The sequence below is a fragment of the Corynebacterium sp. KPL2825 genome (assembly GCF_037908445.1).
Lineage (GTDB): Bacteria > Actinomycetota > Actinomycetes > Mycobacteriales > Mycobacteriaceae > Corynebacterium > Corynebacterium kefirresidentii.
The window spans coordinates 80,133-105,788 of record NZ_JBBMGI010000005.1 but is presented as its reverse complement, the minus strand read 5'-3'; the positions used below and the strand labels follow the sequence as shown (position 1 = coordinate 105,788).

The 25,656-nt window shown below is 56.1% G+C and carries 25 protein-coding genes, 2 tRNA genes and 1 pseudogene; 13 read left to right on the top strand and 15 right to left on the bottom strand.

All coding sequences use genetic code 11. From position 1 onward, the window contains the following. The first annotated feature begins 53 nt into the window (after nt 1-53). On the top strand, nt 54-833 hold the full coding sequence (locus tag WMQ00_RS05480; protein ID WP_340440753.1) for a GntR family transcriptional regulator: 780 nt from the start codon (nt 54-56) through the stop codon (nt 831-833). Here WMQ00_RS05480 and pepN read toward each other — a convergent pair. Next, a pseudogene (gene pepN, locus WMQ00_RS05475) lies at nt 830-3,345 on the bottom strand (aminopeptidase N). The gene WMQ00_RS05480 and the pseudogene pepN sit on opposite strands and share 4 nt — an antisense overlap. 98 nt (nt 3,346-3,443) lie before the next feature. Between pepN and WMQ00_RS05470 the strand changes: the two are divergent. Next, nucleotides 3,444-4,067, top strand: a complete 624-nt coding sequence (locus WMQ00_RS05470) for a mycothiol-dependent nitroreductase Rv2466c family protein (protein ID WP_340440752.1) — start codon at nt 3,444-3,446, stop codon at nt 4,065-4,067. Between the two features lie 250 nt (nt 4,068-4,317). On the opposite strand, the gene WMQ00_RS05465 is transcribed toward WMQ00_RS05470, so the two are convergent. Together WMQ00_RS05465 and WMQ00_RS05460 are read right to left on the bottom strand one after the other, a co-directional pair. After that, nucleotides 4,318-4,920: an excalibur calcium-binding domain-containing protein gene (locus WMQ00_RS05465; protein WP_259825360.1), complete on the bottom strand. Its 603-nt coding sequence runs from the start codon at nt 4,918-4,920 to the stop codon at nt 4,318-4,320. A 191-nt stretch (nt 4,921-5,111) separates the two neighbouring features. Continuing rightward, complete coding sequence (locus WMQ00_RS05460) at nt 5,112-5,459, bottom strand: MFS transporter (protein ID WP_340440751.1); 348 nt, start codon at nt 5,457-5,459, stop codon at nt 5,112-5,114. Between the two features lie 176 nt (nt 5,460-5,635). Here WMQ00_RS05460 and WMQ00_RS05455 point away from each other — a divergent pair, with 176 nt between their 5' ends. Further along, a complete protein-coding gene (locus WMQ00_RS05455; RefSeq protein WP_340440750.1) occupies nt 5,636-6,109 on the top strand; it encodes a ribose-5-phosphate isomerase in 474 nt (157 codons plus the stop codon). An 86-nt stretch (nt 6,110-6,195) separates the two neighbouring features. Here WMQ00_RS05455 and WMQ00_RS05450 read toward each other — a convergent pair whose 3' ends face one another. The 4 genes from WMQ00_RS05450 to WMQ00_RS05435 form a co-directional block, all read right to left on the bottom strand. Then, entirely contained in the window at nt 6,196-7,029 is an 834-nt protein-coding gene (locus WMQ00_RS05450) for an aldo/keto reductase (RefSeq protein WP_023020912.1), read from the bottom strand. A gap of 18 nt (nt 7,030-7,047) precedes the next feature. Continuing rightward, on the bottom strand, nt 7,048-7,680 hold the full coding sequence (locus WMQ00_RS05445; RefSeq protein WP_259825362.1) for a hypothetical protein: 633 nt from the start codon (nt 7,678-7,680) through the stop codon (nt 7,048-7,050). Between the two features lie 126 nt (nt 7,681-7,806). Continuing rightward, entirely contained in the window at nt 7,807-8,499 is a 693-nt protein-coding gene (locus tag WMQ00_RS05440; RefSeq protein WP_239207925.1) for a nitroreductase family protein, read from the bottom strand. A gap of 104 nt (nt 8,500-8,603) precedes the next feature. Next, nucleotides 8,604-8,678: transfer RNA gene (locus WMQ00_RS05435), tRNA-Gly, on the bottom strand. Between the two features lie 122 nt (nt 8,679-8,800). Here WMQ00_RS05435 and WMQ00_RS05430 point away from each other — a divergent pair. The 3 genes from WMQ00_RS05430 to tig all read left to right on the top strand — a co-directional run bounded on the left by WMQ00_RS05430 (nt 8,801) and on the right by tig (nt 11,273). Further along, nucleotides 8,801-9,616, top strand: coding sequence for a DUF1542 domain-containing protein (locus WMQ00_RS05430; protein ID WP_259825364.1), 816 nt, complete (start codon nt 8,801-8,803; stop codon nt 9,614-9,616). 134 nt (nt 9,617-9,750) lie between these two features. Then, nucleotides 9,751-9,824: transfer RNA gene (locus WMQ00_RS05425), tRNA-Pro, on the top strand. A 90-nt stretch (nt 9,825-9,914) separates the two neighbouring features. Then, a complete protein-coding gene (gene tig / locus WMQ00_RS05420) occupies nt 9,915-11,273 on the top strand; it encodes a trigger factor (RefSeq protein WP_340440749.1) in 1,359 nt (452 codons plus the stop codon). Between the two features lie 173 nt (nt 11,274-11,446). Here tig and WMQ00_RS05415 read toward each other — a convergent pair whose 3' ends face one another. The 6 genes from WMQ00_RS05415 to WMQ00_RS05390 all read right to left on the bottom strand — a co-directional run bounded on the left by WMQ00_RS05415 (nt 11,447) and on the right by WMQ00_RS05390 (nt 16,911). Further along, nucleotides 11,447-12,028: an NADPH-dependent FMN reductase gene (locus WMQ00_RS05415; protein WP_005324045.1), complete on the bottom strand. Its 582-nt coding sequence runs from the start codon at nt 12,026-12,028 to the stop codon at nt 11,447-11,449. A gap of 39 nt (nt 12,029-12,067) precedes the next feature. Beyond that, nucleotides 12,068-12,238, bottom strand: coding sequence for a hypothetical protein (locus WMQ00_RS05410; RefSeq protein WP_005329175.1), 171 nt, complete (start codon nt 12,236-12,238; stop codon nt 12,068-12,070). Nucleotides 12,239-12,323: 85 nt separating this feature from the next. Then, entirely contained in the window at nt 12,324-13,349 is a 1,026-nt protein-coding gene (gene nrdF / locus WMQ00_RS05405) for a class 1b ribonucleoside-diphosphate reductase subunit beta (protein WP_023020918.1), read from the bottom strand. A gap of 52 nt (nt 13,350-13,401) precedes the next feature. Continuing rightward, on the bottom strand, nt 13,402-15,597 hold the full coding sequence (nrdE, locus tag WMQ00_RS05400; RefSeq protein WP_005324048.1) for a class 1b ribonucleoside-diphosphate reductase subunit alpha: 2,196 nt from the start codon (nt 15,595-15,597) through the stop codon (nt 13,402-13,404). Nucleotides 15,598-15,647: 50 nt separating this feature from the next. After that, nucleotides 15,648-16,115, bottom strand: a complete 468-nt coding sequence (nrdI, locus tag WMQ00_RS05395) for a class Ib ribonucleoside-diphosphate reductase assembly flavoprotein NrdI (RefSeq protein WP_005324049.1) — start codon at nt 16,113-16,115, stop codon at nt 15,648-15,650. Between the two features lie 115 nt (nt 16,116-16,230). Continuing rightward, a complete protein-coding gene (locus WMQ00_RS05390) occupies nt 16,231-16,911 on the bottom strand; it encodes a metal-dependent transcriptional regulator (protein WP_200288729.1) in 681 nt (226 codons plus the stop codon). Nucleotides 16,912-17,049: 138 nt separating this feature from the next. Here WMQ00_RS05390 and WMQ00_RS05385 point away from each other — a divergent pair, with 138 nt between their 5' ends. The 6 genes from WMQ00_RS05385 to WMQ00_RS05360 all read left to right on the top strand — a co-directional run bounded on the left by WMQ00_RS05385 (nt 17,050) and on the right by WMQ00_RS05360 (nt 22,369). After that, nucleotides 17,050-17,649 (top strand): ATP-dependent Clp protease proteolytic subunit, encoded by a 600-nt coding sequence (locus WMQ00_RS05385; RefSeq protein ID WP_049361647.1) that lies wholly within the window; start codon nt 17,050-17,052, stop codon nt 17,647-17,649. Between the two features lie 20 nt (nt 17,650-17,669). Then, a complete protein-coding gene (locus WMQ00_RS05380) occupies nt 17,670-18,293 on the top strand; it encodes an ATP-dependent Clp protease proteolytic subunit (RefSeq protein ID WP_005324052.1) in 624 nt (207 codons plus the stop codon). A 235-nt stretch (nt 18,294-18,528) separates the two neighbouring features. Next, nucleotides 18,529-20,031 carry a peptide MFS transporter gene (locus tag WMQ00_RS05375; RefSeq protein WP_340440748.1) on the top strand — a complete coding sequence of 501 codons (1,503 nt, stop codon included), beginning with the start codon at nt 18,529-18,531 and terminating at the stop codon, nt 20,029-20,031. Between the two features lie 320 nt (nt 20,032-20,351). Further along, the gene (locus WMQ00_RS05370) at nt 20,352-21,650 is read left to right on the top strand and encodes an inorganic phosphate transporter (RefSeq protein WP_239204988.1); all 1,299 of its coding nucleotides are present in this window, start codon (nt 20,352-20,354) and stop codon (nt 21,648-21,650) included. Nucleotides 21,651-21,653: 3 nt separating this feature from the next. Next, nucleotides 21,654-21,944 (top strand): hypothetical protein, encoded by a 291-nt coding sequence (locus WMQ00_RS05365; RefSeq protein ID WP_023020922.1) that lies wholly within the window; start codon nt 21,654-21,656, stop codon nt 21,942-21,944. A 170-nt stretch (nt 21,945-22,114) separates the two neighbouring features. After that, nucleotides 22,115-22,369 carry a hypothetical protein gene (locus WMQ00_RS05360; protein ID WP_023020923.1) on the top strand — a complete coding sequence of 85 codons (255 nt, stop codon included), beginning with the start codon at nt 22,115-22,117 and terminating at the stop codon, nt 22,367-22,369. Nucleotides 22,370-22,467: 98 nt separating this feature from the next. Here the strand turns inward: WMQ00_RS05360 and fabG are convergent, their stop codons facing one another. Then, nucleotides 22,468-23,235 carry a 3-oxoacyl-ACP reductase FabG gene (gene fabG, locus WMQ00_RS05355; protein ID WP_308767231.1) on the bottom strand — a complete coding sequence of 256 codons (768 nt, stop codon included), beginning with the start codon at nt 23,233-23,235 and terminating at the stop codon, nt 22,468-22,470. Nucleotides 23,236-23,461: 226 nt separating this feature from the next. Between fabG and clpX the strand changes: the two genes are divergently transcribed. Then, nucleotides 23,462-24,757 carry an ATP-dependent Clp protease ATP-binding subunit ClpX gene (gene clpX / locus WMQ00_RS05350; RefSeq protein WP_023020925.1) on the top strand — a complete coding sequence of 432 codons (1,296 nt, stop codon included), beginning with the start codon at nt 23,462-23,464 and terminating at the stop codon, nt 24,755-24,757. 16 nt (nt 24,758-24,773) lie between these two features. Here clpX and WMQ00_RS05345 read toward each other — a convergent pair whose 3' ends face one another. Then, nucleotides 24,774-25,538 (bottom strand): TetR/AcrR family transcriptional regulator, encoded by a 765-nt coding sequence (locus WMQ00_RS05345; RefSeq protein ID WP_340440747.1) that lies wholly within the window; start codon nt 25,536-25,538, stop codon nt 24,774-24,776. Between the last annotated feature and the right edge of the window lie 118 nt (nt 25,539-25,656).

Below are 25,656 nucleotides of genomic sequence, written 5' to 3'. Positions count from 1 at the left end.
TCACCATGCAGTGATGGGGGTTGGTTTCGGCCCGCCCGTTACACTCGAGGGCTGTGACTTCCCAAAGCCGAAAACGGCCCGCCTATCTCCTTATCTCAGATGCCCTACGTGACAAGATCGAGCGCAATGAATTAGAGCCTGGTCAGCGTTTTCCTACCGAACGCGAATTGGTCCGAGAATTTCATGTCGCGCGCATGACCGTGCGCCATGCCTTAGACATTTTGGAAGATGAAGGCCTTATTGATCGCCGCCGTGGGCGCAGCGGCGGCACTTACGTGCGCACGGTTCCCCCTACACTGAGCCTGACCAATAAGGACAGTATCGCCACTCAACTACGCGAGCGTGGGCACGAAATCACCGTGCGGGTGGTCTCCGTGAATAAAACCCATGTGCCCAAACATGTGGCAGCGGCCCTGGGGGTGAATGATGCCACCTATGCGTGGGATATTAAACGCCTTTTTATCGTCGATGGTAAGCCCGTCATCGTCTCGCGCTACACCATCCCAGTGGACATGGCTCCCGAGCTCAATCAGCACGACCTGCGCGAGCCCATCCTAGACATACTGGCAGGCTATGGCCTCCAGCCGGTCTTCAAACGCGAGAGTATGAGCGCCGCTACCGCTCGCACAGAAGAACAGAAACTCTTGGGCGTGAGCCGATCGCACCCGCTTTTGCGGTTCGTACGGCTGCTGAAGAATGAGACCGGCGTGGTCTTTGCCTATGTCGAAGAGTCGCTGCGCTCTGATATCGCCAATGTAGAAGTGGTCTTGGGCGAGGATCCTGCGCCACCACCCGTACAACCCCGGGACGGCGGCGCAGGAAAGCCGGCCTAGCCAGCGTCCACCTGGCGGTTGCGTAGCGCGCGGGCCACGCGGTCGCGCTGCTCGGTGACTGTGCGACGCAGACCACCGGGCAGGTCCTTCTGCAAGAAGGCATCGGCGCGGTCCAAGCCCTTGCGGGTGATATCCCAGGAAGGGAAGAGGCCGGTAACTGTGGTCAGAGCCACCTCTGAGGATTGGGAAGCCCACACCTTTTCCGCGATATCGAAGAACTCCGCGGTGGGAAGGAACGTATCGCCATGCGGATAGAGCAATCCTTCAAGTTTGGAGGTCAGCTCGCGGTTGGTGAGGTTACCCGCCACGATTTCTTCCCATACCGCGCGCTTGTTTTCCGCAGTTGCCACCGCGGCGCGAGCGCGCAGCGAAGAGTAGTAGCCGGTGGCGGAATTATCCCGCTTCAGTTGCGCATCCGCGGCAGCGGGGACGTCCTCTATCGCGCCATCGGCGGCAAGTGCCGCGAGCGCGGACCAACGCTGCCCTGCATCCGCGGATGATTCGAGCACGCCGCGGAGGTAGTCACGCGCGCTATCGTGCAGGCGAATTTTCGCCAGCGCCTGGGTGCAGATGATGGAGCGCTGGGCATCGGAACTGCGGGCGCCGTCGAGGAGGGCGTCGGCAAGCAGGGTGCTCTGCGCGGCCCACCGTGGATCGGCATAGTTCTTCAGCGCGTTCGAGGCCTGCAAAACAATGCGCTCGAGGACGGCAAGCTCGGTCTCGGCCTGCATACCGCGGGCAACTAGCTGGATGAAATCGCGGGCCCGCATAGTGCCGGCGCGGGTCATCTCCCAGGCGGTGGACCAGCACAGGGTGCGGGCCATAGGATCAGCAAACTTATCGATATTATCCAGCAGGAATTGCAGGGAACCCGCGTCCAATTCGATGAGGCAGTAGGTCAGGTCATCGTCATTGGGCAGCAGGAAGTCAATGTCTGCTAGCTGGCGGCCGATGAGCTCTGGAATCTCAGTGGAGGAGCCATCGACATCCATCTCGATGCGATCGGTGCGCACCACCTGACCGTCCTGCAGGTTATACAGGCCCACCGCCACGCGGTGGGTGCGCAGCGTATCGCCGCGCTGGGAGAGGTAGGCATGGGTAATCGTGCCGGACTCATCTGCATTGAGCGCTATGCTCAGAGTGTTGATGCCGGAAGTCTTAAGCCACTGCTGCGCCCAGAAGGAAAGATCGCGGCCGGAGGCCTGTTCCAGGTGGCCAAGCAGATCATCAAAGGTGGCATTGCCCCAGGCATGGGCGGCGAAGTGACGGCGGACCCCGGCCAGGAAGTTTTCGCGGCCAACATAAGCTTGGAGCTGCTTCAGCACCGAAGCGCCCTTGGCGTAGGTGATGCCATCGAAGTTTTGCTCGACGGTTTCGATATCGCTTGCATCGGTAGAAATCGGGTGGGTGGTAGGCAGCTGATCCTGCTGGTAGGCCCAGGACTTTTCTACGTTGGCAAAGGTTACCCACGCGGTATCGTATTCGGTCTCTTCCGCTTGGGAAATGGCCGCTGACCAGGTGGCGAAGGACTCATTGAGCCACAAATCGTCCCACCACTGCATGGTGACGAGATCGCCGAACCACATATGGGCCAATTCGTGCAGAATGGTATCGGCTCGGCGTTCGTATTTATAGTGCGTGGCCTGGGAGGTAAAGACGTACTCATCGCGGATGGTAACGCAGCCGGCATTTTCCATCGCACCCGCGTTGAACTCCGGCACGAAAATCTGGTCATACTTGCCAAAGGGGTAGGGGAAACCGAAATTGCGGTGATAGAAATCAAAGCCCTGCTTGGTCTCCGTAAATAAGCGCTCAGCATCTAAAGCATGGGCGAGCGAAGCACGGCAGTAGATGCCCAGCGGTACTTCGAGCTTTTGGGCCGGCTTGCCCTCTGGGTGTGCGGTCAGCTCGCCGCGCCAGGTATCGGTGACCTCGTGGTAGGGACCGGCGCACAGGGCTACCAGGTATGTCGATAGTGGGTAGTCGATAGCAGTGCTGGCCACGTCTCCTTCCCAGCTAACTGGTCCATTGCTAATGACGGTCCAATCCTCCGGCGCCTTGAAATGCAGCGCGTAGGTGGCCTTCATATCCGGCTGGTCAAAGCAAGCAAAGACCGCTTGGCATCGGCGGTTTCAAATTGGGTATAGAGGTAGACCTTTTCATCGGCGGGATCGACAAAACGGTGCAGGCCCTCGCCGGTGCGCGAATACGGGATCTTCGCGGTGACTTCTAGCGTGTAGTCGGCCACTTGGAGGCCGGAAAGCGGAATGCCGTAGGCGGGGTTATAAGAATTCGTGGGCAGCGGATTGTCGTTGAGGCGCACCTCGTGGATTTCCTCGGCGCGCAGATCGATGAAGGTGGAGCCAATCTCGCGCGAGGTGAAGCTCACCTTCGTAGTGGAAAGGAAATGAGTATCTGAATACTTGAGGTCTAAAGTGACATCATAGTGGCCCACCTCAATCATTCGGGAGCGCTCAACCGCTTCCGTGCGAGTCAGGTTTACGGAGGTCATAGCCTATATTCTCCTTCTGTGCCGAAAATAGTTCTGCATCCACAGTAGTCGCGCGCCTAGGCTGGTGGGGCAAACTTTTATCAATCAAAGGAGCAATCATGGCTGACGCAGTAAAGTTCTGGTTCGACGTATCTTGTCCCTTCGCTTGGGCCACCTCGCGGTGGATCAAGGAAGTAGAAAAGGTACGCGATATTGAGGTCGAGTTCGAGCCGATGTCCCTGTCCGTGCTGAACGATGGCCGTGATCTAGACCCCACTTACATGGACATGATGAAGGCTAACTGGGGCCCAGCCCGCGTCTTTGCCAAGGTTAAGGCCGAGCGTCCAGAAAAGGTAGATGAGCTTTATACCGCTATGGGCACCCTGGTCCACGCCAAGGGCAACGGCGGACGAACTGGCTTTGGTGCTTATGATGACATCATCGCGCAGGCGCTTGCAGAAGTGGAGCTTCCGGCCGAGTTCGCCGAGGTAGCCAATACCGAAGACTATGACGAGAAGCTCCGCGAATACCACCACAATGGCATCTCTTCCGTGGGTGATGAGGTGGGCACCCCGGTTATCAAGCTGGGGGAGACCGCGTTCTTCGGCCCGGTCATTACCCGCGTCCCTACCGGGGAAGAAGCAGGCGAGCTTTTCGACGCCTCCTTGCGCCTTGCCCAGTTCCCTTACTTCTTCGAACTCAAGCGCTCCCGCACCGAGATGCCGCAGGTAGAGGAGGGTTAAGCTAAAACGAGGACCATTACTCACCACACGCTCCAATAGAAGGCGCTGGTGAGTCAAATCCTTCCGCCATAGGCACATGGGGGCTAAATAGCCCACTCTTGCTGCTGGATTCGCGGGACCGAAATTGTTTTGCATGACGAACTCAGCAGCGTTAAGCCGAGAAGCATCAGGGGATGCTGGAAGGTAAGGGGGCGTCTCCTTTGCCTGCCCCTACTAAGTCTTTAATTCTCCGCGTAAATCAGGGAATGCATTATCCCGGATAGGATTCGCAGCCCACACCGTCGCCGTTGGCGTCCCGTGCTGGCGAGTAGTCAGGGTCGCCAGGGTAGACTTTGTGCCCAATTTCGGCGCAGGTTCGACCGGATCCACCACCGGCTGGTGCTGGGTCGTTTTGTTGCTCGGCCGGCGGTGCTACGAATTGCTGTGCAACTTGTGGAGCCATTTCATCTGAGCACTGTTGAGTCCAGCCGGAGGTGCCGTCCGAGAAAAACGTTGTGCCGCGTTCATGAATCGAAGGGTCTCCACAAGAGGAAACGGTCTTCTCTGCAGGAGCTTGCTTAGCTCGTTCTTCCTCATCTGAGTCGCCCAATGCAGCGTTCGGATTATCGTGTACGTGGAGATCGTCATCGTCGTGCTCATCCTCTTCGTCAGGTTCTTCAACCTCTGGTGGAGGCGTAACCTCGCTAGATGAGGAGGTAGTGACGCTACTAGTCGAGCTAGTCGTAGAGGACGTGGTGGTGCTCGACGGACTGCTGCTGGTCGTGCTGGAAGTGGTCTCGGAGCTTTCGCCTGAATCGCTACATGCTGATATCAAAAGCGTGGTTGTAACGAGAATAGGGAGTAGCTTTTTCATGCTTTAGTCCTTTGGGAGAGAGTTTCAGACTTTACTTAGGCTACTTGATCCCTCGCCATTGCAGTCCTCTTTTGGATATGAATCGTCTGATTTCTAAGTTTAAAGCGACGGTAAGCGGTCCCGGAGCTGACCTTTGTCGGCAGCCTAAAGGCAAAGAAAGAGCTTCCACCCAAAGAATCTGCTTCTTGTAGCTACTGGGAGCGCGTTTCGTGCTGGCGCAGCTGAATTGCGGCGCCGACACACAGCGCGATGGTCAGTGGGGTCAAAATAAATGCCGGCAGACCCGCGATATTGATAGCGGGAAGCTCCATGCCGGCCTGAAAGTCCTCCCACGCAACAAGTACCCAGGAAGCCCATGAGACGCCGGCGAGGAGCGCGATAATGCCGGCCGCAATAGCGCCCCCATTTGCCCGCGGATTCCCGCGCACCTTCTGCGCAATCCACCATATGCCCAAGCCCACGTGCGCCAACGTTGCTAGGGTGCTGGCGATAAGCGGCAGGAGGAAGCCTCCGCCGCCGGATACCATAACGCCCAGCATAATTAGGAAGGCTAGAAGGCTTCCGCCGTATAGCGCGAGGATCCGGGTGGTTATAGGCATAGCTTTCCTCTCTTATCGCGAAAATGCTTGTCCGCGAGCCTATCAGGAATTTGTAATGCGAAACAGGGCGGGCGCTAAGACTCCTCAAGGCGCGCCGGGCCGGTAGGATAAGGGCCATGCGCGTATATCTAGGAGCAGACCACGCAGGTTTCGAAACCAAGAACCTGATTGCTGAACACCTCACTAAACAGGGCCACGAAGTCATTGATTGCGGCGCCCACACCTACGACGCCGAGGACGATTACCCGGCATTTTGCATCGAAGCGGCACAACGCACCGTCAATGATCCGGGTTCCTTGGGCATTGTGCTTGGCGGCTCCGGCAATGGCGAGCAGATTGCCGCCAATAAGGTCAAGGGAGCCCGCTGTGCACTGGCTTGGTCCGCCGAGACCGCCCGCCTTGCCCGCGAGCATAACAACGCCCAGCTCATCGGCATCGGCGGCCGCATGCACACCGAGCAGCAGGCACTGGAAATCGTAGACGCCTTCCTGGATCAAGAATGGTCCCGTGAGGAGCGCCACCAGCGCCGCATCGACATCTTGGCGCAGTACGAGCGCACCGGCATCGCCCCAGAGCTGCCCGAGGCCTAAGCCTTGAGAAACGAAACGCCGCGGAACAAAGGTGGTTCCGCGGCGTTTCTTTGTGTTTCGGCCAGGCATAGCCAAGGCGCTAAGCCTTAGGCATCATTCATGTCATTCGGGTGCGGCCCGCCGCGTCCCTCTTCGCCTTCGTCCAAGGCGGTGATGGCAGCCATCTCCTCCTCGGTTAGTTCAAAGCCGAAGACATCAAAGTTTTCCGCAATGCGTGAGGGCGTCGCAGACTTGGGGAAGAGGATGACGCCATTTTGTAGGTGCCAACGAATGATGACTTGCGCTGGGCTGACATCGTGCGCTGCAGCGGCGTCGGTGACCTCAGGGGCATCCAGGATATCGCTCTTTCCCTGCCCCAGCGGGCCCCATGCCTCGATAGCCACGGTGTGGGCGCGGAAGGCGTCCAGCTCCCGCCAGCGCTGCAGATAAGGATGAAGCTCGACTTGGTTGACCGCAGGCTTTATATCGGTCTTGAGCTCCAGCTGTTCCAGGTGCTCCAGCTCGAAATTGGAGACGCCGATGGACTTTGTCTTGCCCTGCTTCTGCAGATCAATGAGTTGCTGCCAAGCCTCAACATAGGTGCCCTTTGCCGGTGTAGGCCAGTGGATGAGGTAAAGATCCACATACTCCAAGCCGAGCTTTTCCAAGGACTCATCGAGCGCTGCAGCAGCATCGGTCTGGCGGTCATTCCACAGCTTGGTGGTGATAAAAAGCTCTTCGCGGGGAATGCCAGACTTGGCAATAGCCCGTCCTACGCCTTCCTCATTGCCGTAGATAGCGGCGGTATCAATATGGCGATAACCCACGCGCAGGGCTTCAGCTACCAGATCTTCGGTCTGCTCCGGATCCATCTGGAACACGCCAAAGCCCAGCTGCGGGATGGTATTGCCGTCATTAAGGGTGATTTTAGGTACGCTCATGCGCCCCAGACTACCTATCTATTGCAGCGGGCCGAGAGTGATGAATTTATTCCACGTCTCCCACTCATCCTGCAGGCGGGCACGCTCATGGGGCGGGGTAGCGGTGTCGTCGATAAGCGAGGCATCAATCATGCGCACTCCATTGTCAAAGAACAACGCTGCGTGCCCCGAGGCGCCATGCCGCAGCACCGGCACCAAGTTCAATCCATCAAAGGACAGTTGTGCATTAGGGCGCACGTCGAGGCCGGCAATGGCAGCGAGCGTAGGCGCTAAGTCAATAGGGGAGACCAACTCATTATTCTCCCCGCTTTCGGCTACACCTGGCCACAACACCGACATAGGTGAATTTCCACCTAGTAGCGAGCAGACGGCGATGACGCCATTGACGTCGTTGAGTTCTTCTAGGCTGGGCTGCTCTAGCAAGCGAAAGACATCGCTACCGGCCGGCTGCGTATCCTCGCGCACCTCATAACCGACGCCCGCAAAAACCTCGCTAATGCGCGTGGTGGCTTGGCGCTGCGGATACTGCCCAGTCAGCGTGCCGCGGCGGGAATCAGCGTACGTCTCCGACGGCACCCACGTGTTATTGAAGCGTACGCCCCGCAGTGCAGTCTCAGGCGCATGGTCAAAGGTCGCAAGAGTGATATCCATAGCCATAATTCTAGGCTTGCCGAGGCGATTCAACGATTTCGTCCCCACAGATCGCCGGTCTCGTCGACGGTTGCGGTGGTTTAGATGGACGAAATCGTTGAAAGTAGCTTCCTGATGGGGCGGGGGCTAATCGAGGTCGAGGCCATCGATGCCGTGAACTGTCACGGTTTCCGAAAGTGGCGCGCGGCCTGGATTCGTTTTAAAGACCGGGCTCGATTCATCAGCTTTACCAAAGGTAATGGCGGTGACCAGCTTGTAGTCCTCGTCTACGCCGAGGAATTCACGCGCGGTTGGCGCAATCAAGGAAATCATCCCCTGTGGGATGCCGTGGTAGCCGTGTGCTTCCAAAGAAAGCAGGAAGTTTTCGGTATAGGTTCCTTGGTCAAAGGCGGCGCGAATGCGGTCACCCATCGGCGGGATAAAGAGAAGTACCGCATGGGGTGCGCCAAAGAAGCGCAAGTTTTCGCGGATGAATTCCACGCGACCTGCTTTGTCCTCGCGCTCAATGCCCAGGAGGCCGTACATTTTGGCGGCTAGCTCTTGGGAGCGCTTGGGATGGATACCCTCACCATAATCGGTGGTGAAGTCTGGGCTGAGCCCGTTCGTGTCGAATTCCTTAATAAGCGCGGCGCTTAGTTCCTTGAGCTTTTCTCCGCCCACCAAATGCACGTCCCACGGTTGGGTATTGGAGTTGGACGGTGCGGATTGAGCATCCAGCAAAACCTGCTTGATGTCTTCTACCGGCATGGGTTCTGGCAGGAACGCTCTGGGCGAATGGCGGCTGCGAATAAACTCAGAATACTTATTGGTTAAAGTCATGCGCGCCACCCTACACTTCGTCGCATGTGTTCGCTGTATACCGTGAACATCCAATGATGATGGGTGGAAAACGAAAAATCGCCCACCTAGAGGTGGGCGACAACTGGAGGGAATGACGGGAATCGAACCCGCGTCTTCAGCTTGGAAGGCTGAGGTATTAGCCACTATACGACATTCCCACAACGCGCTATCTCAACGCTGGGCCATACTTTAGCGCAACCGCGGCCAAAAAAGAAAATAGGGAACTAGGCTGGCGCCCGAGCCGTTGTTATAAGAGGAACGGACCTATCTATAGAAAGCGATGATCATAGTGGGAATTTTGCTCGTTGCGCTGGCAATTGGTGGAGGCGCCTGGTTTATTTCCTCCCGTAGCTCTCACAAACGTCGGGAAGAACGTGAGGCACAGCAATTAGCCGATGCACAGGCTGATGCACGTCGGTGGATTGAACGGCTAGGTGGCCAAGTAATGCAGATTTCTGGCACGGATTCTGCCTCCCAGCAAGCGATGGCTGATGCTTCTGAACGGTTCACTGCAGCTAACGCGGCGATTTCGCGTGCTACTACCGCCAAGCAGGCGAATTTGGCGCGTGAGTCGGCCCTGGAAGGCATGCATTATGTGAATGCCGCGCGCGAAATTATGGGCATGAACCCAGGCCCAGAACTCCCGCCGCTGGAGGGGCAGCGTGCGGCTGGCAAGGTGACGGAAGAGCGTACGGTCGAAGCGAATGGCCAAGAGATTACGGCCTCACCATATGCTTCTGCGAATACTCCCAACTACTACCCGGGTGGAATCGTGGCAGGGCGTCCGGTTCCGGCAGGTTGGTACTCCCGTCCATGGTGGGCCGATGCGCTGCACACCGGCGTGTGGATGGTGGGCTACTCCATGATGTTTAATGCCCTCTTCTCCGGCATGTCGGGCATTGGCTACTCTGCGGCTGCTGCAGAAAGCGGCGATTGGGGCGGTCCCGATGGCATGGGTGACGCTGGCGACGTGGGTGGTGACGCCGGTGATGCTGGCGACGTTGGTGGCGGCGATGATGGCGGCGGCTTCTTCGATGGTCTAACTGACGGCGACGGTGACGGCTTCTTTGATGGAATGTTTGATTTCGATTTCTAGCTGAAGCACTGTCAAAATCGGCCGCTGGGCTGCGTGGATGCCTTTAAGTGGGGGTCCGTTTAGGAGATTTAAAACGGACACGGTACACTGTCTCAGGTATGCAACGCAGCCAAGGCAACTTGGTGGCCTACATACGGGGCGTGGCGCAGTTTGGTAGCGCACCTGCTTTGGGAGCAGGGGGTCGCAGGTTCAAATCCTGTCGCCCCGACGTATGGGGGTCTGGAAATGCCCTAATAAGGATTTCCGGACCCCCTTTAAGTTTATGTACGTAAAACAATGAAGCCAGGGAGATTCACTCGTGAAGACCACCGTAGACAAGCTGAGCGATACCCGCGTTAAGCTCACCGTCAACGTTCCGTTTGCGGAGCTGGACCAGGAAATCGATCAAGCTTACGCGGCAATCGCGCAGCAGGTTTCTATTCCAGGTTTCCGTAAGGGCAAGGCACCGCGCCAGCTTATTGACGCTCGCTTCGGCCGCGGCCCCATCCTGGAGCAGGTCGTCAATGACATGCTGCCTTCCCGTTACGAGCAGGCAGTCAAGGAAAACGATCTGAAGGTTATTGGCCAGCCGGACGTTGATATTTCCAAGATTGAAGATAAAGACTTCGTGGAGTTCACTGCCGAGGTTGATATCCGCCCTGAGTTCGAGGTCCCAGACTTCTCCAAGATTTCCGTTACCGTCCCGGCCCTGAAGGCTGACGAAGAGGACGTCGACAAGGCTCTGGAGGAGTTGGCAGAGCGTTTCGGTGAGCTCAAGGACACCAAGCGCAAGATGAAGACCGGCGACTACGCAATCATCGACATCACCGCTGAGATTGACGGCGAGAAGATCGAGGACGCTTCCACCGAGGGCCTGTCCTACCGCATCGGTGACGATGACCTCATCAAGGGCTTGGACACCGCCCTGCGTGGTATGAAGACCGGTGAGGATAATGAGTTCACTTCCACCATCCAGTCTGGCGAGCACAAGGACGAAGAGGCCACCATCAAGGTTCACGTCCAGCAGTCCAAGGAGCGCAAGCTGCCGGCCATGGACGATGAGTTCGCTCAGATGGCTTCCGAGTTCGACACCATGGATGAACTGCGCGAATCCACCAAGACCCAGGTGGAGGAGACCAAGAAGGCGGAGCAGGCTGCCCAGATTCGCGATGAGGTCTTGAAGTCCGCGCTCTCCGAGGTCGAATTCGAACTGCCGCAGTCCGTAGTGGACGAGCAGGCTCACTCCCAGCTGCACCAGATTCTGGGCCAGCTGGCTCACGATGAGAAGGTACTGGCTCAGTTGCTTGAGGCACAGGGCACTTCCCGCGAGGAGTTTGATAAGCAGACTCGTGAGCAGGCAGAAGAGTCCGTCCGCACTCAGCTGTTCCTCGACGCCGTAGCAGAGAAGGAAGAGCCGGAAGTTTCCCAGCAGGAGCTGACCGACCACATCCTGTTCACCGCTCAGTCCTACGGCATGGACCCGAACCAGTTCATCCAGCAGCTGCAGTCCAACGGCCAGATCGCAAACCTCTTCTCTGACGTGCGCCGTGGCAAGGCACTGGCTGCCGCTATCTGCCGCACCACCGTCAAGGATGAAGAGGGCAATAAGGTTGACGTTGACCAGTACTTCGGTGAAATCGAAGAAGAGGACGCTGCAGAAGCTTCCGAGGAGAAGTAATCTCCCGCTTGTAACGCGCTGCTGCCACATGTGTGGTGGCGAGCGCGCATGAAACCCCGGATTCAGGTAACTCAAGGATGAGCCTGAATCCGGGGTTTGTGTCATTGTGAACGCCCTCTAGGAGTCTTTGAGTACTTCGAAGAGGGCGTGATGTGTGTTGGCTGGGGATACCGCTAGCCGTTCTTGGCTCTAAAGGCCTCGTCGGTCAACTGCAGGAAGCGCATAACGTAATCCTTGACAAAGTCTGCGGTACGTTGATTGAGATGTCCGGACTCTTCGAAAAGGGTGGGGGATTGGCCCAGAAATACTTCGGGCTGACCAGGGAGCGGCATGTCGAAGTAGGACAGAGCGAGGCGAAGGTTCTTCTGTGAACTGTAGCCGCCCATGCGGCCTACAGAGTGGCTAATGATACCTGCGGGAAGGTTCTTCCACGCCACATCTGAGTTGGGTTTAGAGCCGATGTCCACTGCGTTTTTGAGGCAGGCAGGGATAGTGCGGTTGTTCTCTGGCGTAATGAAGAGGATCCCGCTCGAGTTCTTGATGGTCTCGCGAAAGGTGGTGTACTCAGCCGGAGTGGGCTTGTCCGTGACGGCGGGGTCATCGTAGTCGAAGTCATAGAGCGGCAAGTCACGGATTTCCACGATGTTTGCCTCGTAGCCTTCAGGGATCATCGTGAGCACCTCGTGTGCAATCTTGCGTGCAAATGACTCTCGGCGCAGGCTGCCGACGATAACGCTGATACGTGGGGTGGTCATGGTAAACCTTCTTTCTTAGTTGGGTGTAGGGAGACGTGGTCAAGGGAGAAAAGGCTTGCAGCCAAAGGCCGGTGGTGGGCCGGCAGCGTGGGCGGCGGTGAGGAAGCCATCTACTTTGTCTCCTTCTTCATGGCGGAAGTACAGTTCGATGAGTCCTAGAAGCCCCCCGAGGACGGCCTCTCGTGCGGCGGATGTATTCAACAGCCGCATGGCTGCGGGTTGGTTTCCTTCGCGGATGGCTTCAAACAGCGCGATGGTCTCAAGCCAGCTTCCTTGGTCCGGTCGCGGAAAAGGTTTAGAAATCCCAGTCATCATCACTCGTTTCTTCAGCAGTACCAATGACATAGGAGGAACCAGATCCGGAGAAGAAGTCATGGTTCTCATCTGCTCCGGGGGCTAGGGCCGCGAGGATTTCTGGGTTCACTTCCGTTTCTTCGGGCGGGAAATAATCCGGGTAGCCCAAATTCATGAGTGCCTTATTGGCGTTATAGCGAACGAACACGGCTACATCATCCATGAGTCCCAAAGGCTCATATAGCTCGCCGGAATAGTCCAGCTCTAGTGCATAAAGCTCTTCGAGCAAAGAAATGGTGAAATCATGCATCTCCTTCTGCCGTAGCGGGGTCGTGGATTCCAGACCGCGCTGATATTTGTAACCCGAGTAGTAGCCGTGCACTGCCTTGTCACGCAGAATGAGGCGGATCATGTCTGCCGTATTTGTCAGGGTGGCGTGGACAGAAAAGTGCAAGGGAAGATAGAAACCCGCGTAGAGAAGCAGCGAGGAAAGCAACGTCGATGACACCTTGCGTTTGAGTGGATCCGGCCCAAAATAGTGCGCGAGAACTTTCTTGGCGCGTGCCTGGAGAAGGTCGTTATTCACCGCCCAGCGGTATGCTTCATCAATTTCCTTTGTACTGCTCAGGGTAGAAAACACTGAAGAGTATGAACGGGCATGGACTGACTGCATGAAGGCGATGTTGGTATACACGGCCTCCTCGTGTTCGGTGCGGGCATCTTGAATCTGACAGATTTCACCCACGGTGGCCTGGACAGTATCCAGGGTGGTGAGTCCTGTGAACACCCGCATGGTGAGGTTGCGTTCCTCGGGTGTCATCTTCTGCCACGCCGGGAGATCATTAGAAAGCGGGACCTTCTCTGGCAACCAAAAGTTGGCGGTTAGACGGTTCCACACTTCAAGATCCTTGTCATCGCTCACCCGGTTCCAATTGATGGCGCGGATGCGGGCTGAAGGATCATGCCGGTAGCTCGGCGGAGTAACTGAAATGCTGGTTAGTTCAGCACTATTCGATGTTGACGACATAGCTTCTTTCTTTCTGAGTGAATGGTTGTGGACAAGGGGGAGGACCGTGCTCCTACAAAGCACAGGAGACGCAGCCTTCGACCTCGGTTCCTTGGAGCGCGGATTGGCGTAAACGGATGTAGTAGAGGGTCTTGATTCCGGCTTTCCAGGCATAGATTTGTGCCTTGTTGATGTCCCGCGTGGTGGTATCAGCGGTAAAGAACAAGGTCAGGGAAAGCCCTTGGTCCACGTGTTGGGTGGCCATGGCGTAGGTGTCGATGATTTTTTCGTATCCCACGGCGTAGGAGTCATCGAAATACTCCAGGTTGTCGTTGGTCATTTCCGGCGCGGGGTAGTACACGCGCCCCAATCGGCCTTCCTTGCGTATTTCAATTTTGGAGGCAATTGGGTGGATGGACGCGGTGGAGTCATTGATGTAGGAAATTGATCCAGTGGGTGGAACTGCCTGCAAGTAGGCGTTGTAGATGCCGTCTTGCATCACTTGATTCTTGAGCCGTAGCCAATCCTCGCGTTGAGGGATCTGCACGCCTGCTTCGTGGAAGAGCTGTTTTACGTGTTCAGTGGCTGGCGCCCAGTCTTGGTCGATGTATTTGTCAAAGTAGGCGCCAGTGGCATAGGTGGATTCTTCGAAGCCTGTGAATCGTTGACCTTTTTCAACCGCGAGTGCATGGGATGCGCGGAGCGCATGGTAGGTCACCGTGAGGAAATAGATATTTGTAAAGTCCAGTGCCTCGGCGCAGCCATAAGGAATACGCTGTGAAGCAAGGAAGCCGTGGAGATTCATTTGGCCCAGACCAATGGCATGCATGGAAGCATTTCCGTGAGCGATGGAGGGAACAGCTTCGATATTCGTCAGGTCTGAAACCTTCGTGAGGGCACGCACTGCGGTTTCGACGGTCTCCCCGAAGTCCGGCGATTCAAAAGCCTTCGCAATGTTGAGCGAACCTAGATTGCAGGAAATATCCTGGCCAACGGTGGTGTAGTCACCCGAAGCTCCGTAGGTCGATGGCGTGTTGACCTGGAGGATTTCGCTACACAGGTTGGACATATTGATATGTCCTTTGAGGGGATTAGCGCGGTTGACCGTATCCTCAAAGAGGATGTAGGGGTATCCGGATTCAAACTGAAGCTCAGCCAGCGTGGTGAAAAACTCGCGGGCCTTAATGGTCGTGTGAGAGATTCGCGGATTGGCAACCAGCTCGTCGTAGTACTCGGTGATGGACATGTCAGACATGGCTACGCCGTACTCGCGAGCGATGTCATACGGGCTAAAAAGATGCATATCCTTGTTCTCTTTGGCCAGACGGAAGGTTATATCTGGAATAACAACCCCCAGCGAAAGAGTCTTGATGCGGACTTTCTCATCGGCATTTTCCCGCTTGGTATCCAGGAAGCGAAGAATATCTGGATGGTGCGCATGCAGGTAGACGGCTCCAGCGCCCTGCCGGGAGCCCAATTGGTTGGCATAGCTGAAGCTATCTTCGAGAATCTTCATGACTGGGACTACGCCGGAAGCCTGGTTCTCAATCTTTTTGATCGGGGCTCCGGATTCGCGCAGATTGCTCAGCAACAGGGCCACTCCACCACCGCGCTTTGATAGTTGCAGTGCAGAGTTCACGCAGCGGCCAATGCTCTCCAAATTGTCTTCGATTCGCAGGAGGAAGCAGGAGACCATTTCGCCGCGCTGGGCTTTGCCTGCGTTGAGAAAAGTAGGGGTGGCGGGCTGGAAGCGTCCGGTCATGATGTCATCCACCAGCTTTTCTGCGAGCTCTTCGTCGCCCTGTGCAAGGTATAAAGCTGTGGTGGCGACGCGTTCTTCGTAGCCTTCTAGGAATCGGGAGCCATCAAAGGTTTTCAGTGCATATGAAGTGAAGAACTTAAATGCGCCGAGGAAGGTGCGGAACTGATGCTTAACTCGATGTGCTCTGTCGTACATGGCGCACAGAAAGGCGTCATCATAAAGCTCAAGGAAATCCCGCTCGTAGTACTCGTTATCAACCAACCATTCCAAGCGTTGCTTGGTGGAATCGAACTGATGCATGCGGGGAGCGACATGGTGCGTGACATAGTCTTGTGCTGCCTGAATGTCCTTGTCAAACTGGATTTTTCCAGAAGCGTCGAACAAGTTCAGCTGCGCGTTGAGTGCGTGGTAGCTCTTGCGCTTGCCGACACCGCCGGCATTGTCTGCTGAAGCGGTGCGGGGCGTAGCGCCAATAGTCTGTGTGGGGGTGGCATCAAGAGGCCACATTGTGTTTTCCAATCTGTGTGATGCGGATGTGTTCTTCATCTTGTGGGGGATTAATGGGGTGTCATCGTTAGCTGCTTTTGCTGCTCCCAAAACTTCTGAAGGCCCTGCTTTACGGCGGCGATGTCCTTCTGGGTGCCGAGAAGCTCGAAGTGATACAGCTCCGGTACGTGGCACTTGGCGGAAATGATGCGTCCGGCGACGCAGTAAGCACTTCCGAAGTTGGTATTCCCTGAGGTAATAACGCCCCGGATAAAGGAGCGGTTGATTGGGTCATTGAGGAAGTCGATGACCTGTTTGGGGACTGCGCGTTTGAGCGAGCCGCCGCCGTAGGTGGGAACGATGAGTACGTACGGGTGTGAAACCTGGATCATCCCGGTTTTCTTGGGGCGCAGTGGAATGCGCACCGCGGGTCTATCTAAGCGTTCGACGAATCTTTTCGTGTTCTCTGAAACGCTGGAAAAGTACACCAAATCTGGTGAGTCTGACATGGCAATCCTGCTCATCCTGGCCTTAGCCATAAGTGGGGTAGGTGATATTCGAAAAGACTAACTACGCAATGCCGTAGTTGCAACTACGGTCTAACGTAGTTTTGAAAAGGGCAGGTGAGAGCAGGATTAATGCAAAGGGGAATGTCTAAAGGTTGTGGTGTGCTACAAACACTGCGTCGGTAGCTGGGCGTCCAAGTACTACCCACTGAGTGCCGCCGGCCACCTGTATTTCGAGAGAATCTGAAAAGGGCGCTCCCTCGCGCGTGCTAAGAACAGCCCCAGTGACAATGCCGCGCTCTTCAAGGAACTTCAGCAGTTGTGGGTCGGAATCAGAAATGCGTTCCACGGTCACCTGCGATTGTGCACTGCTGTCGGTGAGGCGATGCGCACTGGGGATGGTGATCTGTCCATCAACCGTAGGGATAGGATCGCCGTGCGGATCCCTAGTGGGGTAATCAAGGAACTTATCCACACGTTCTATGAGCATGTCAGACACCGCGTGTTCGAGATCTTCGGCTTCATTATGGACTTCGTCCCAGGTGTAGCCCAATGCTTGAACCAAAAAAGACTCAAGCAATCGGTGACGGCGCACCATGACCAATGCGTACTGCCTGCCAAGTTCGGTTAACTCCACAGAGCCATAGGGCGTGTGTGACACGAGCCCTTGCTTCGCCATTTTGCGCACTGCATCGGAAACCGAGGAGAGCTTGAGTCCCAGCTGTTTCGCTATAAGCGTGGCGGTAACGGGCTCGGATGACCATTCCTTTAGCCCCCAGATAGCTTTCAAATAGTTCTGGGTACTGGTGGACAGCTCGGAAACAGACATGAGTAAATGTTAACCCAGCTTCCGTGTGCGCCTTTGGCGCTGTGGCCCAACGCTCATAGCGAACAGAGGCCAAGTTTGAGAGGAATGCCGGTAAGGTGGGGCCAGTTAAAGCATTCTTCACTTGAAGGAGAACCACTAATGTCTGAGAAGATTTCAATGAACTCGTCGTCTACGGGTATGAATCTGAGCGATAGCGTGTACGAGCGCCTGTTGCGCGAGCGCATTATCTTCCTGGGAACCCAGGTCGATGATGAGATTGCGAACAAGCTGTGCGCCCAGATCCTCCTGCTGTCCGCCGAGGACCCCACTCGCGACATTTCGCTCTACATCAACTCCCCGGGTGGCTCTGTCACTGCGGGCATGGCTATTTATGACACCATGAAGTACTCGCCGTGCGATATCGCCACTTACGGTATGGGCTTGGCAGCTTCCATGGGCCAGTTCCTGCTTTCCGGCGGTACCAAGGGTAAGCGCTACGCGCTGCCGCACGCTCGCATTATGATGCACCAGCCTTCCGCTGGTGTCGGTGGTACCGCTGCGGATATCGCCATCCAGGCTGAGCAGTTCGCTCAGACTAAGCGGGAGATGGCCGAGCTCATTGCAGAGCACACCGGCCAGACTTTTGAGCAGATCACCAAAGACTCCGATCGCGACCGTTGGATGACCGCACAGCAGGCCAAGGAATACGGCATTGTTGACCATGTCATTGAATCCGTCAACGGCCCGTTGAGCAACTAGGGAATAAGGAGAAAATCACTATGAATCAGTCCCAGATGCCAAGTTCCCGCTACGTTCTGCCGTCCTTCATTGAGCAGTCCGCACAGGGCACTAAGGAAACCAACCCATACTCCAAGCTTTTTGAAGAGCGCATCATCTTCCTGGGGACCCAGGTGGATGATACTTCCGCCAATGACATCATGGCGCAGTTGCTAGTCCTGGAAAGCCAAGACCCGGACCGTGACATCACCATGTACATCAACTCGCCGGGTGGTTCCTTTACCGCGCTGATGGCTATTTATGACACCATGCGCTACGTGCGTCCTGACGTTCAGACCGTGTGCTTGGGCCAGGCTGCTTCCGCAGCAGCAGTGCTCCTAGCTGCGGGGGCGCCGGGCAAGCGCGCAGCGCTGCCAAACTCCCGCGTGCTTATCCACCAGCCGGCGACCCAGGGTACCCAAGGCCAGGTTTCTGACTTGGAGATCCAGGCCGCCGAGATTGAGCGCATGCGCAAGCTGATGGAAACCACCCTGTCTGAGCACACCGGTCGTACCGCTGAGCAGATCCGCATTGATACGGATCGCGATAAGATTCTGACCGCTCAGGAAGCCGTTGAATACGGCATCATCGATACGGTCTTTGATTACCGCAAGCTCAACGCTTAATTTGGAATAACTCATTCTAGGTAGCCCCTGCCGCTCAACCGAGTTCCGGTTGTGAGGCAGGGGCTTTCAGCATTGTGGGGCAGGGAAGGGGCAATGCCCGGTAATTCTTGCTGCACCCGAATGGGGTAAGTCTCTCTCGCAATATCTGCAGGTCGTTAGGTTTATTTCTATCGTGCGACACTAAACTTATAATGGTCGATTTGTGATTTAGACCTCTAAGTGGTCATATATTTTTATGGAGAAACACACATCCGACGCGGCGGCTCAGGCCGCTGCGCCCACGCCGCAGAGCGGCGAACGCACATTCTTTGGGCACCCTTGGGGATTGGCCAACCTCTTCGGCGTGGAAATGTGGGAGCGCTTTAGCTTCTATGGCATGCAAGCCCTTGTCTTGCTGTACATGTATTACGCCACTACCGATGGTGGCCTTGGCCTGGACCGAGCGGACGCGACGTCTATCGTGGGTGCCTACGGCGGCTTGGTCTACATGGCCTGCTTGTTGGCTTCTCTTGTTGCTGACCGTGTCTTAGGCGCAGAACGCACACTGTTTTACTCGGCTAGCATGGTGATGCTTGGCCACATTGCTTTGGCGTTTATTCCCGCAATAACTGGTTTGGCCATTGGCCTCGTTCTTATCGCCATCGGCTCCGGCGGTGTTAAGACCACCGCGCAGGTTGTGCTTGGTGCCATGTACAGTCGCGATGATCCGCGCCGCGATGGTGGCTTCTCCATCTTCTATATGGGCGTTAATATCGGCGCTCTCGTTGGTCCACTGCTCACCACTGCCCTGTGGGGCTGGCAGGGTTTCCACTGGGGCTTTGGTATCGCAGCAATCGGCATGGCGCTCGGCCTGATTCAATATTCGCTCATGCGCAAGACCACTATCAAAGACGCGGGGCATGAGGTTCCAAACCCAGCGAGCTTCAAGCAATTGCTTATGGGTGTGTTGGCAGTAGCGGCCATCATTGTGGTTATGGTTGTGGCACTGGCAACCGGCGCTATTCAGGTTGATTGGCTTTCTAATATTGTTACCGCGGTGGCACTTCTGGCTGCAGTTTATCTGTGGGTTCAGATGTATACCTCGAAGTTGGTAACCCGCGAAGAAAAGAACCGCCTGCTGGGCTTTATCCCGATGTTCATTTCCGGTGTTTTGTTCTTTGGTATCTTCCAGCAGCAGTTCACCGTTATGACGATTTACTCGGATGTGCGCTTGGACCGCCACGTATTTGGTTGGGAAATTCCTCCATCACTCGTCCAGTCCATTAATCCAGTCTTCATTGTTATTTTCTCCGCGGTCTTTGCAACGATGTGGACAAAGCTAGGGGATAGGCAGTGGTCCACCCCAGTAAAGTTTGGCGCTGCCAATATCGTCATCGGCATCTCCTTGTTCTTCTTCCTTCCTTTCTCGGGTGCGGAAGCGAACTCCACCCCGATGTATGTCATCATTTTCATTCTCTTCCTTTTCACCATGGCGGAGCTCCTCCTTTCGCCGGTGGGCAATTCTCTAGCTACCAAGGTGGCGCCAGAGGCATTCCCATCCCGCATGATGGCGGTATGGATGATGGCCGTGGCAATGGGCACGTCCCTGGCTGGCTCTTTGGCTAGCTTCTACAACCCAGATGATGCAGGCGCGGAGAACACCTTCTTTATCTCCCTTGGCGTTGTATCTATCGTGTTGGGCGGCATCTTGCTTGTCCTCAGCCGCTGGGTAGTAAAGAAGTTCTCTAGCTTCCGCTAAGGGAAGTTAAAGCACCCCGAAACGGGAGGTATGTCGATTCAACTGCGACATCCCTCCCTTAGTGGTTTTTATCACTCAAGCTAAGCGGTGGGGGTAAAAGAATGTAAGTTTTCTAAGCTGGGCATTTCTATGCCTGTGTAAACCCCAAAAGGCGCGATTCCATGCCGCGGTAGGTTAACTAAAGGTTAACCAAAGAAAACGTTAAAGAAAAGCAATTGTCTATGGTTCGGGGCTGGAGTATTCTGCATTTCGTCCGCGACGCGTGAAGGCGCCGTAGATGTGTACCGTGTTCATCTTTTTCTTTCCAAGGGGCCAACGCTGTGACAGCGACTCTGATCATCCTCGGCATTGTGGTGGTTACCGCCCTTGCCTTTGACTTTACGAACGGATTTCATGACACTGCCAACGCGATGGCTACGTCCATTGCCACCGGTGCTTTGAAGCCTTTTACTGCGGTGGCAATTTCCGCAGTTCTCAACCTCATTGGTGCTTTTCTATCTGTCAACGTTGCAGCGACGGTAGCGAAGGGCATCGTTAACCTCAATTCTTATGACCTGTCCGGCGCCGCAGCAGACACTGACGGCCAGGCGCTGCTGATGGTGGTCTTTACTGGCCTTATCGGCGGCATTATTTGGAACCTTTTTACTTGGTTGCTGGGCATGCCATCGAGTTCTTCCCACGCGCTGTTTGGTGGCCTTATTGGTGCCGCCTTCGCCGCCATGGGTACGTCTGGCGTTGAGTGGTCTTCTATCGCTGGCAAGATCGTTATCCCGGCCGTTGCCTCGCCGATTATTGCGGCCCTAGTTTCCGCGTGTGCCACCTTCCTTATCTACTGGGTTACCAACACTATTCCGAATAAGGCTAAGAACGAGCACTTCCGCCATGGCCAGATTGTCACCGCTTGCTTGGTGTCGCTGGCGCACGGTGCTGGCGATGCGCAGAAGACCATGGGCGTTATCTTCTTAGCGCTGGTTGCCTCCGGGCATGCGGTTGCTGACTCCCGCATCCCCACCTGGGTCATCGTCTGTTGTGCCGCAGCAATCGCAGCCGGCACCATGTCCGGTGGCTGGCGCGTTATCCGCACCCTGGGCAAGGGGCTGGTGGAGATTGAGTCCCCGCAAGGTATGGCCGCTGAAGCTACCTCCGCGGCAATCATTTTGACCTCCGCTACCGGTGGTATGGCGCTATCCACCACTCACGTGTCCACCGGTTCCATCTTGGGCACCGGCCTGGGCCGTCGCGGTGCCGAGGTTCGCTGGGGTGTTGCGATGCGTATGGTTTCCGCGTGGCTTATCACCCTGCCCTGCGCTGCGTTTGTTGGCTTTGCTACGTGGTGGTTGGCACACGGTGTCTCCTCCTTTACTAACGTGGCAACTGGCGCCATCGTTGACTTTGTCTTGCTGCTTGCCATGGCCGGACTTATCGTTATCCGCTCCCGCATGAACCCAGTGGATGCCTCCAACGTGAACAACGATTGGGATCCAAACTCCGAGTCCGTGGATTCCTCCATGGGAGCTGAGTCCAACCGTCAGGAGCCGGTTGCTGCCGGCGCCGCCCCAGTTGCTGCAACCCAGGCGGAGGACACCTCCGCGCCGTCTACTGCTCAAGAGGAGCGCTAAACCATGACTGCTGCAGAAATCTTCCAGTCTCTTCTCCATGTTGCCGGCCTGGCATTGGTATTTGGCGCTGGCATTCCGCTCCTTTTCTCCCTGGGTATGCGTTGTATGACCGGTGACCCCATTCGTGATGACAACGGTGTTGTCGTAGGGGATACTCCGGCAAGCACTCAGATGAAGGTGCTTGGTTGGACCGTTTACGCAGTGCTAGCCGTAGTTATCCTCGTGGCCATCATGTGGATTGCTCGCGATACGCTGGACCATTACTTCGGCTTCGCGCCGTTCGGTGACCTCTAAGTTATCTCTCCCTTCCTGAGGGGGAAGTCAACCTTCCAAGTGATGCGTGGCACATTCTCCGAAAGTTAACAAAAGGTTAACTTTAATCGACCTATGGGTTGCCTAACGGGGCTGTGTCACGTATATTCTTCTGTATCAGACAGAGAGAAAGCCACATGGAGGTGTGAGAAATGAACAAGATGCGTTCTTTGATGGACGGCATCGCTGATGCGTTCAAGGGCTCCACCACTGGTACCGGCCTGGACACCATTTCGGAAGCTCCGGTCCGTGCTTTGGTGGCAGAAACCCTGCTTGACGCTGATAAGACTCCTGCTACGACTAAAGACGTAGCAGAAGCGCTAGAAGCCGTCACCGGTCATGCACCGGATGAAGTTGAGATGCTCGACGCAGAACTCTTCCTGCTCGACTTCGACTGGCTGCAGTAAGCAGCTACTGAATGAAATCCCCACGAGGCCCCTTGCCGCATACTGTGCAGCAAGGGGCCTCGTGCTTTGCCGGACTCGGTGGACTTCGGTAAGCGCGGCTAATCGCGCGGCGGCAAGATGGCCTCCGGGGTTTCGGGCAGGAGTTGGCCGCCATCAATAATGAGGGTCTGGCCGGTAATAAAGCCTGCCTCTTCTGAGGCAAGGAAAGCCGCCGCATTGCCGATATCGCGTGGAGTGCCGAGACGATGCAGTGGCACCGATCGCGTCATCTGATCGAGATACTCTTGGCCTTGGGCCTTGAGGCCCTCAGTGAGGATATTGCCGGGAAGAACACTGTTGATGGTGATGCCATCGCGAGCGACTTCAAGCGCAGCTGAGCGCATAAATCCTTGTTGGGCGGATTTGGAGGCGCCGTAGTGGGCCCAGCCAGGAAAGCCCGTGTGCGAGCCGGTGATGGACGTGGTAATTACGATGCGTCCATAGCGGCGTTCCTGGAGGTAGGGGAGTGCTTCCTGGACCACCTTAAAGGTGCCGTGGGTATTGATGGCAAACATGGCCTCCCACTGCTCATCGGTCATTTCTGCTAATGGGCAATTGGGAAAGACGCCGGCATTGGAACAGACGATGTCGAACCCGCCATGCGTGGCAACAACGTGGCGGTACATTTCCTGTACAGAAGTACGGTCGGTGACATCCACATGAATCGCACTGGCACCTAGCTCTTTTGCGGTAGCGGTGGCGTGCTCTAGATTGACATCGGCAATGATGACAGAGGCGCCGGCCTCGCTAAGTGAAGCGGCAATGCCGCGGCCAATGCCGGAAGCACCGCCGGTGACAACGGCTACGTGGTCTGTGAGATCGAACATAATTCTCCTGTTCCTAACGGGGCGGAATGAAGGTCGTTTCACCTTTTAGCTTAGGTCGCAGGAGCAAGGAAAGTCGGGGAAATTCGCCACGCGGAAGGGAATGAATGAAGGGCCTGTCGGGTTGATTTACTAAGGTAGAAATAGATGAAGATTAAGCCGCTCGGAAGGGTAGAATCATCCTTCCATTTGTGGATAGCGGTACGAAAAGCGAGTGTGAAAGAACTTAATGGCACGTATGCAAGAAAGCGCTGACCTGCTCAAGTGCTCCTTTTGTGGCAAGAGTCAGAAACAGGTGAAAAAACTCATCGCCGGCGGCGGTGTCTACATCTGTGACGAGTGCATCGAGCTATGCAATGAAATCATCGAAGAGGAACTGGGCCAAGAACAGGCGCAGGAATCCTCCGACGCGGAGGTGCGCCTGCCTCGGCCCTCGCAGATTTCTGCCTTCCTGGATAAATACGTCATTGGCCAAGACAAAGCCAAGCGCGTGCTATCTGTGGCGGTCTACAACCACTACAAGCGCATCAAGGCGGAAGAGTCTGCCGCGTTGGAAGCACGGCGCAAAAAGGCCGAGGGCGATGAGGTGGAGATCTCTAAGTCCAATATCTTGATGTTGGGACCTACTGGTTCCGGAAAGACCTACTTGGCACAGACCTTGGCCCGGCTTCTCGACGTCCCCTTTGCCATCGCCGATGCCACTAGCCTCACCGAGGCCGGCTACGTGGGTGAAGACGTGGAAAATATCCTGTTAAAGCTGCTGCAAGCCGCAGACTTTGATGTGGAGCGTGCCCAGCGCGGCATCATTTACGTCGACGAAGTGGACAAGATTTCCCGCAAGTCCGAGAATCCGTCCATCACCCGCGATGTCTCCGGTGAGGGTGTTCAGCAGGCCTTGCTGAAGATCCTGGAAGGTACCGTGGCGGCCATTCCACCGCAGGGTGGGCGCAAGCACCCGAATCAGGAGTTCATCCAGCTAGACACCTCGAATATCTTGTTCATCGTTGCCGGCGCATTCGCTGGGCTCGACCAGGTTATTGCGGATCGAGTGGGCAAAAAGGGCGTGGGCTTTGGCGCCAACTTGGATACCAAGGATGAGCGCGAAAAGGTCGACCTCTTTTCCCAGGTACGCCCTGAGGACCTTGTGAAGTTTGGCCTGATTCCGGAATTCATCGGACGCCTGCCTGTCGTGGCCACGGTGGATAACCTGGACCGTGAATCCTTGGTCAAAGTGCTTACCGAGCCAAAGAACTCCTTGGTCAAGCAGTACAGTCGCCTATTTGAGATGGATGACTGCGAATTGGAATTCGAGCCGGCGGCGTTGGATGCCATCGCAGAGCTTGCCTTGGAGCGTAAGACAGGTGCACGTGGTCTGCGCGCCATCATGGAAGAGCTGCTGGTGCCAGTTATGTATGATCTGCCGGACCGCGAGGATATCGCCGCGGTACATATCACCCCAGAGTGTGTTACTGAGGGTGCGGAGCCGCAGTTTAGCTATAAGGACGAGGCGAAGGAATCTGCCTAAGCGCTTGCCGGCGCGACTACTCCTCGCTGTAGATATCCTGTGGTGAGGCCTCGTCTCCCTCTTTCGTATCGAACGAGGAGGAGGTGAGGTAGGATTCGTGGCCCGAGGCTGGAATATTGGCGGTCAAAAACGCCAGCACAGCATCGACGGTAAGCCTATGCATACCGTCGATATTTTCTTGGGTATTGAAGTTCACGCCCAGCATGTTTTCCACCATCACCTGGTTGGTTACGCGGTAGACGGTCAACGAGGAAATCAGGGTGAAAATGTCATTGGCGGAGATCCCCGGGCGGAAAGCGCCGGCGTCTTGGCCTAGGAGGAGTAGGCGGTCGAGGTGGAGGGCGACCCCGGCGACGTCGGCAATAGCTTGCTGAGCTGGGTCCACAATCTGCTGATTGCTCTCCCATACCAGCATGCGAATAGCATCCGGGTTGGCCACGCGTTCGCGGAAGAGCCAATCCACCAACTTGCGCACGCCCTCGACCGGAACCGCGGTATCGATTTCCAGAGCGTCCTGCGGCGGGTTAAGGCGCTGCGCGGCCGTGCTGAGTGCACGTAGGTACAAGCCCTTTTTATCGCCAAAGTGGTAGTGGATCATGCGCTTGGACATGCCCGATTCTTGGGCGATGGTCTCCAGCTTGGTTTCTGCGAAACCACTGCGGGAAAAGTGCTTGATCGCTACGTCCACCACGGAGTCAATGCTGACGGATTCCGCGTGGGCAGCGTGAGGAGAATCCGCCTGGCCTGCAGCCTGCAGTGCATCAGTATTCTCAGTGCTCATGGCGTAAGTCCTTAATCCTTGCGGCGCAGCGGTGGCGCGGTCAACTGATATCTAATAGTGCGGGAGTAGATAGGCCCCATGCAATCTGTGTGCGTGGCGTGGGGGAGAGCCCCGCTTT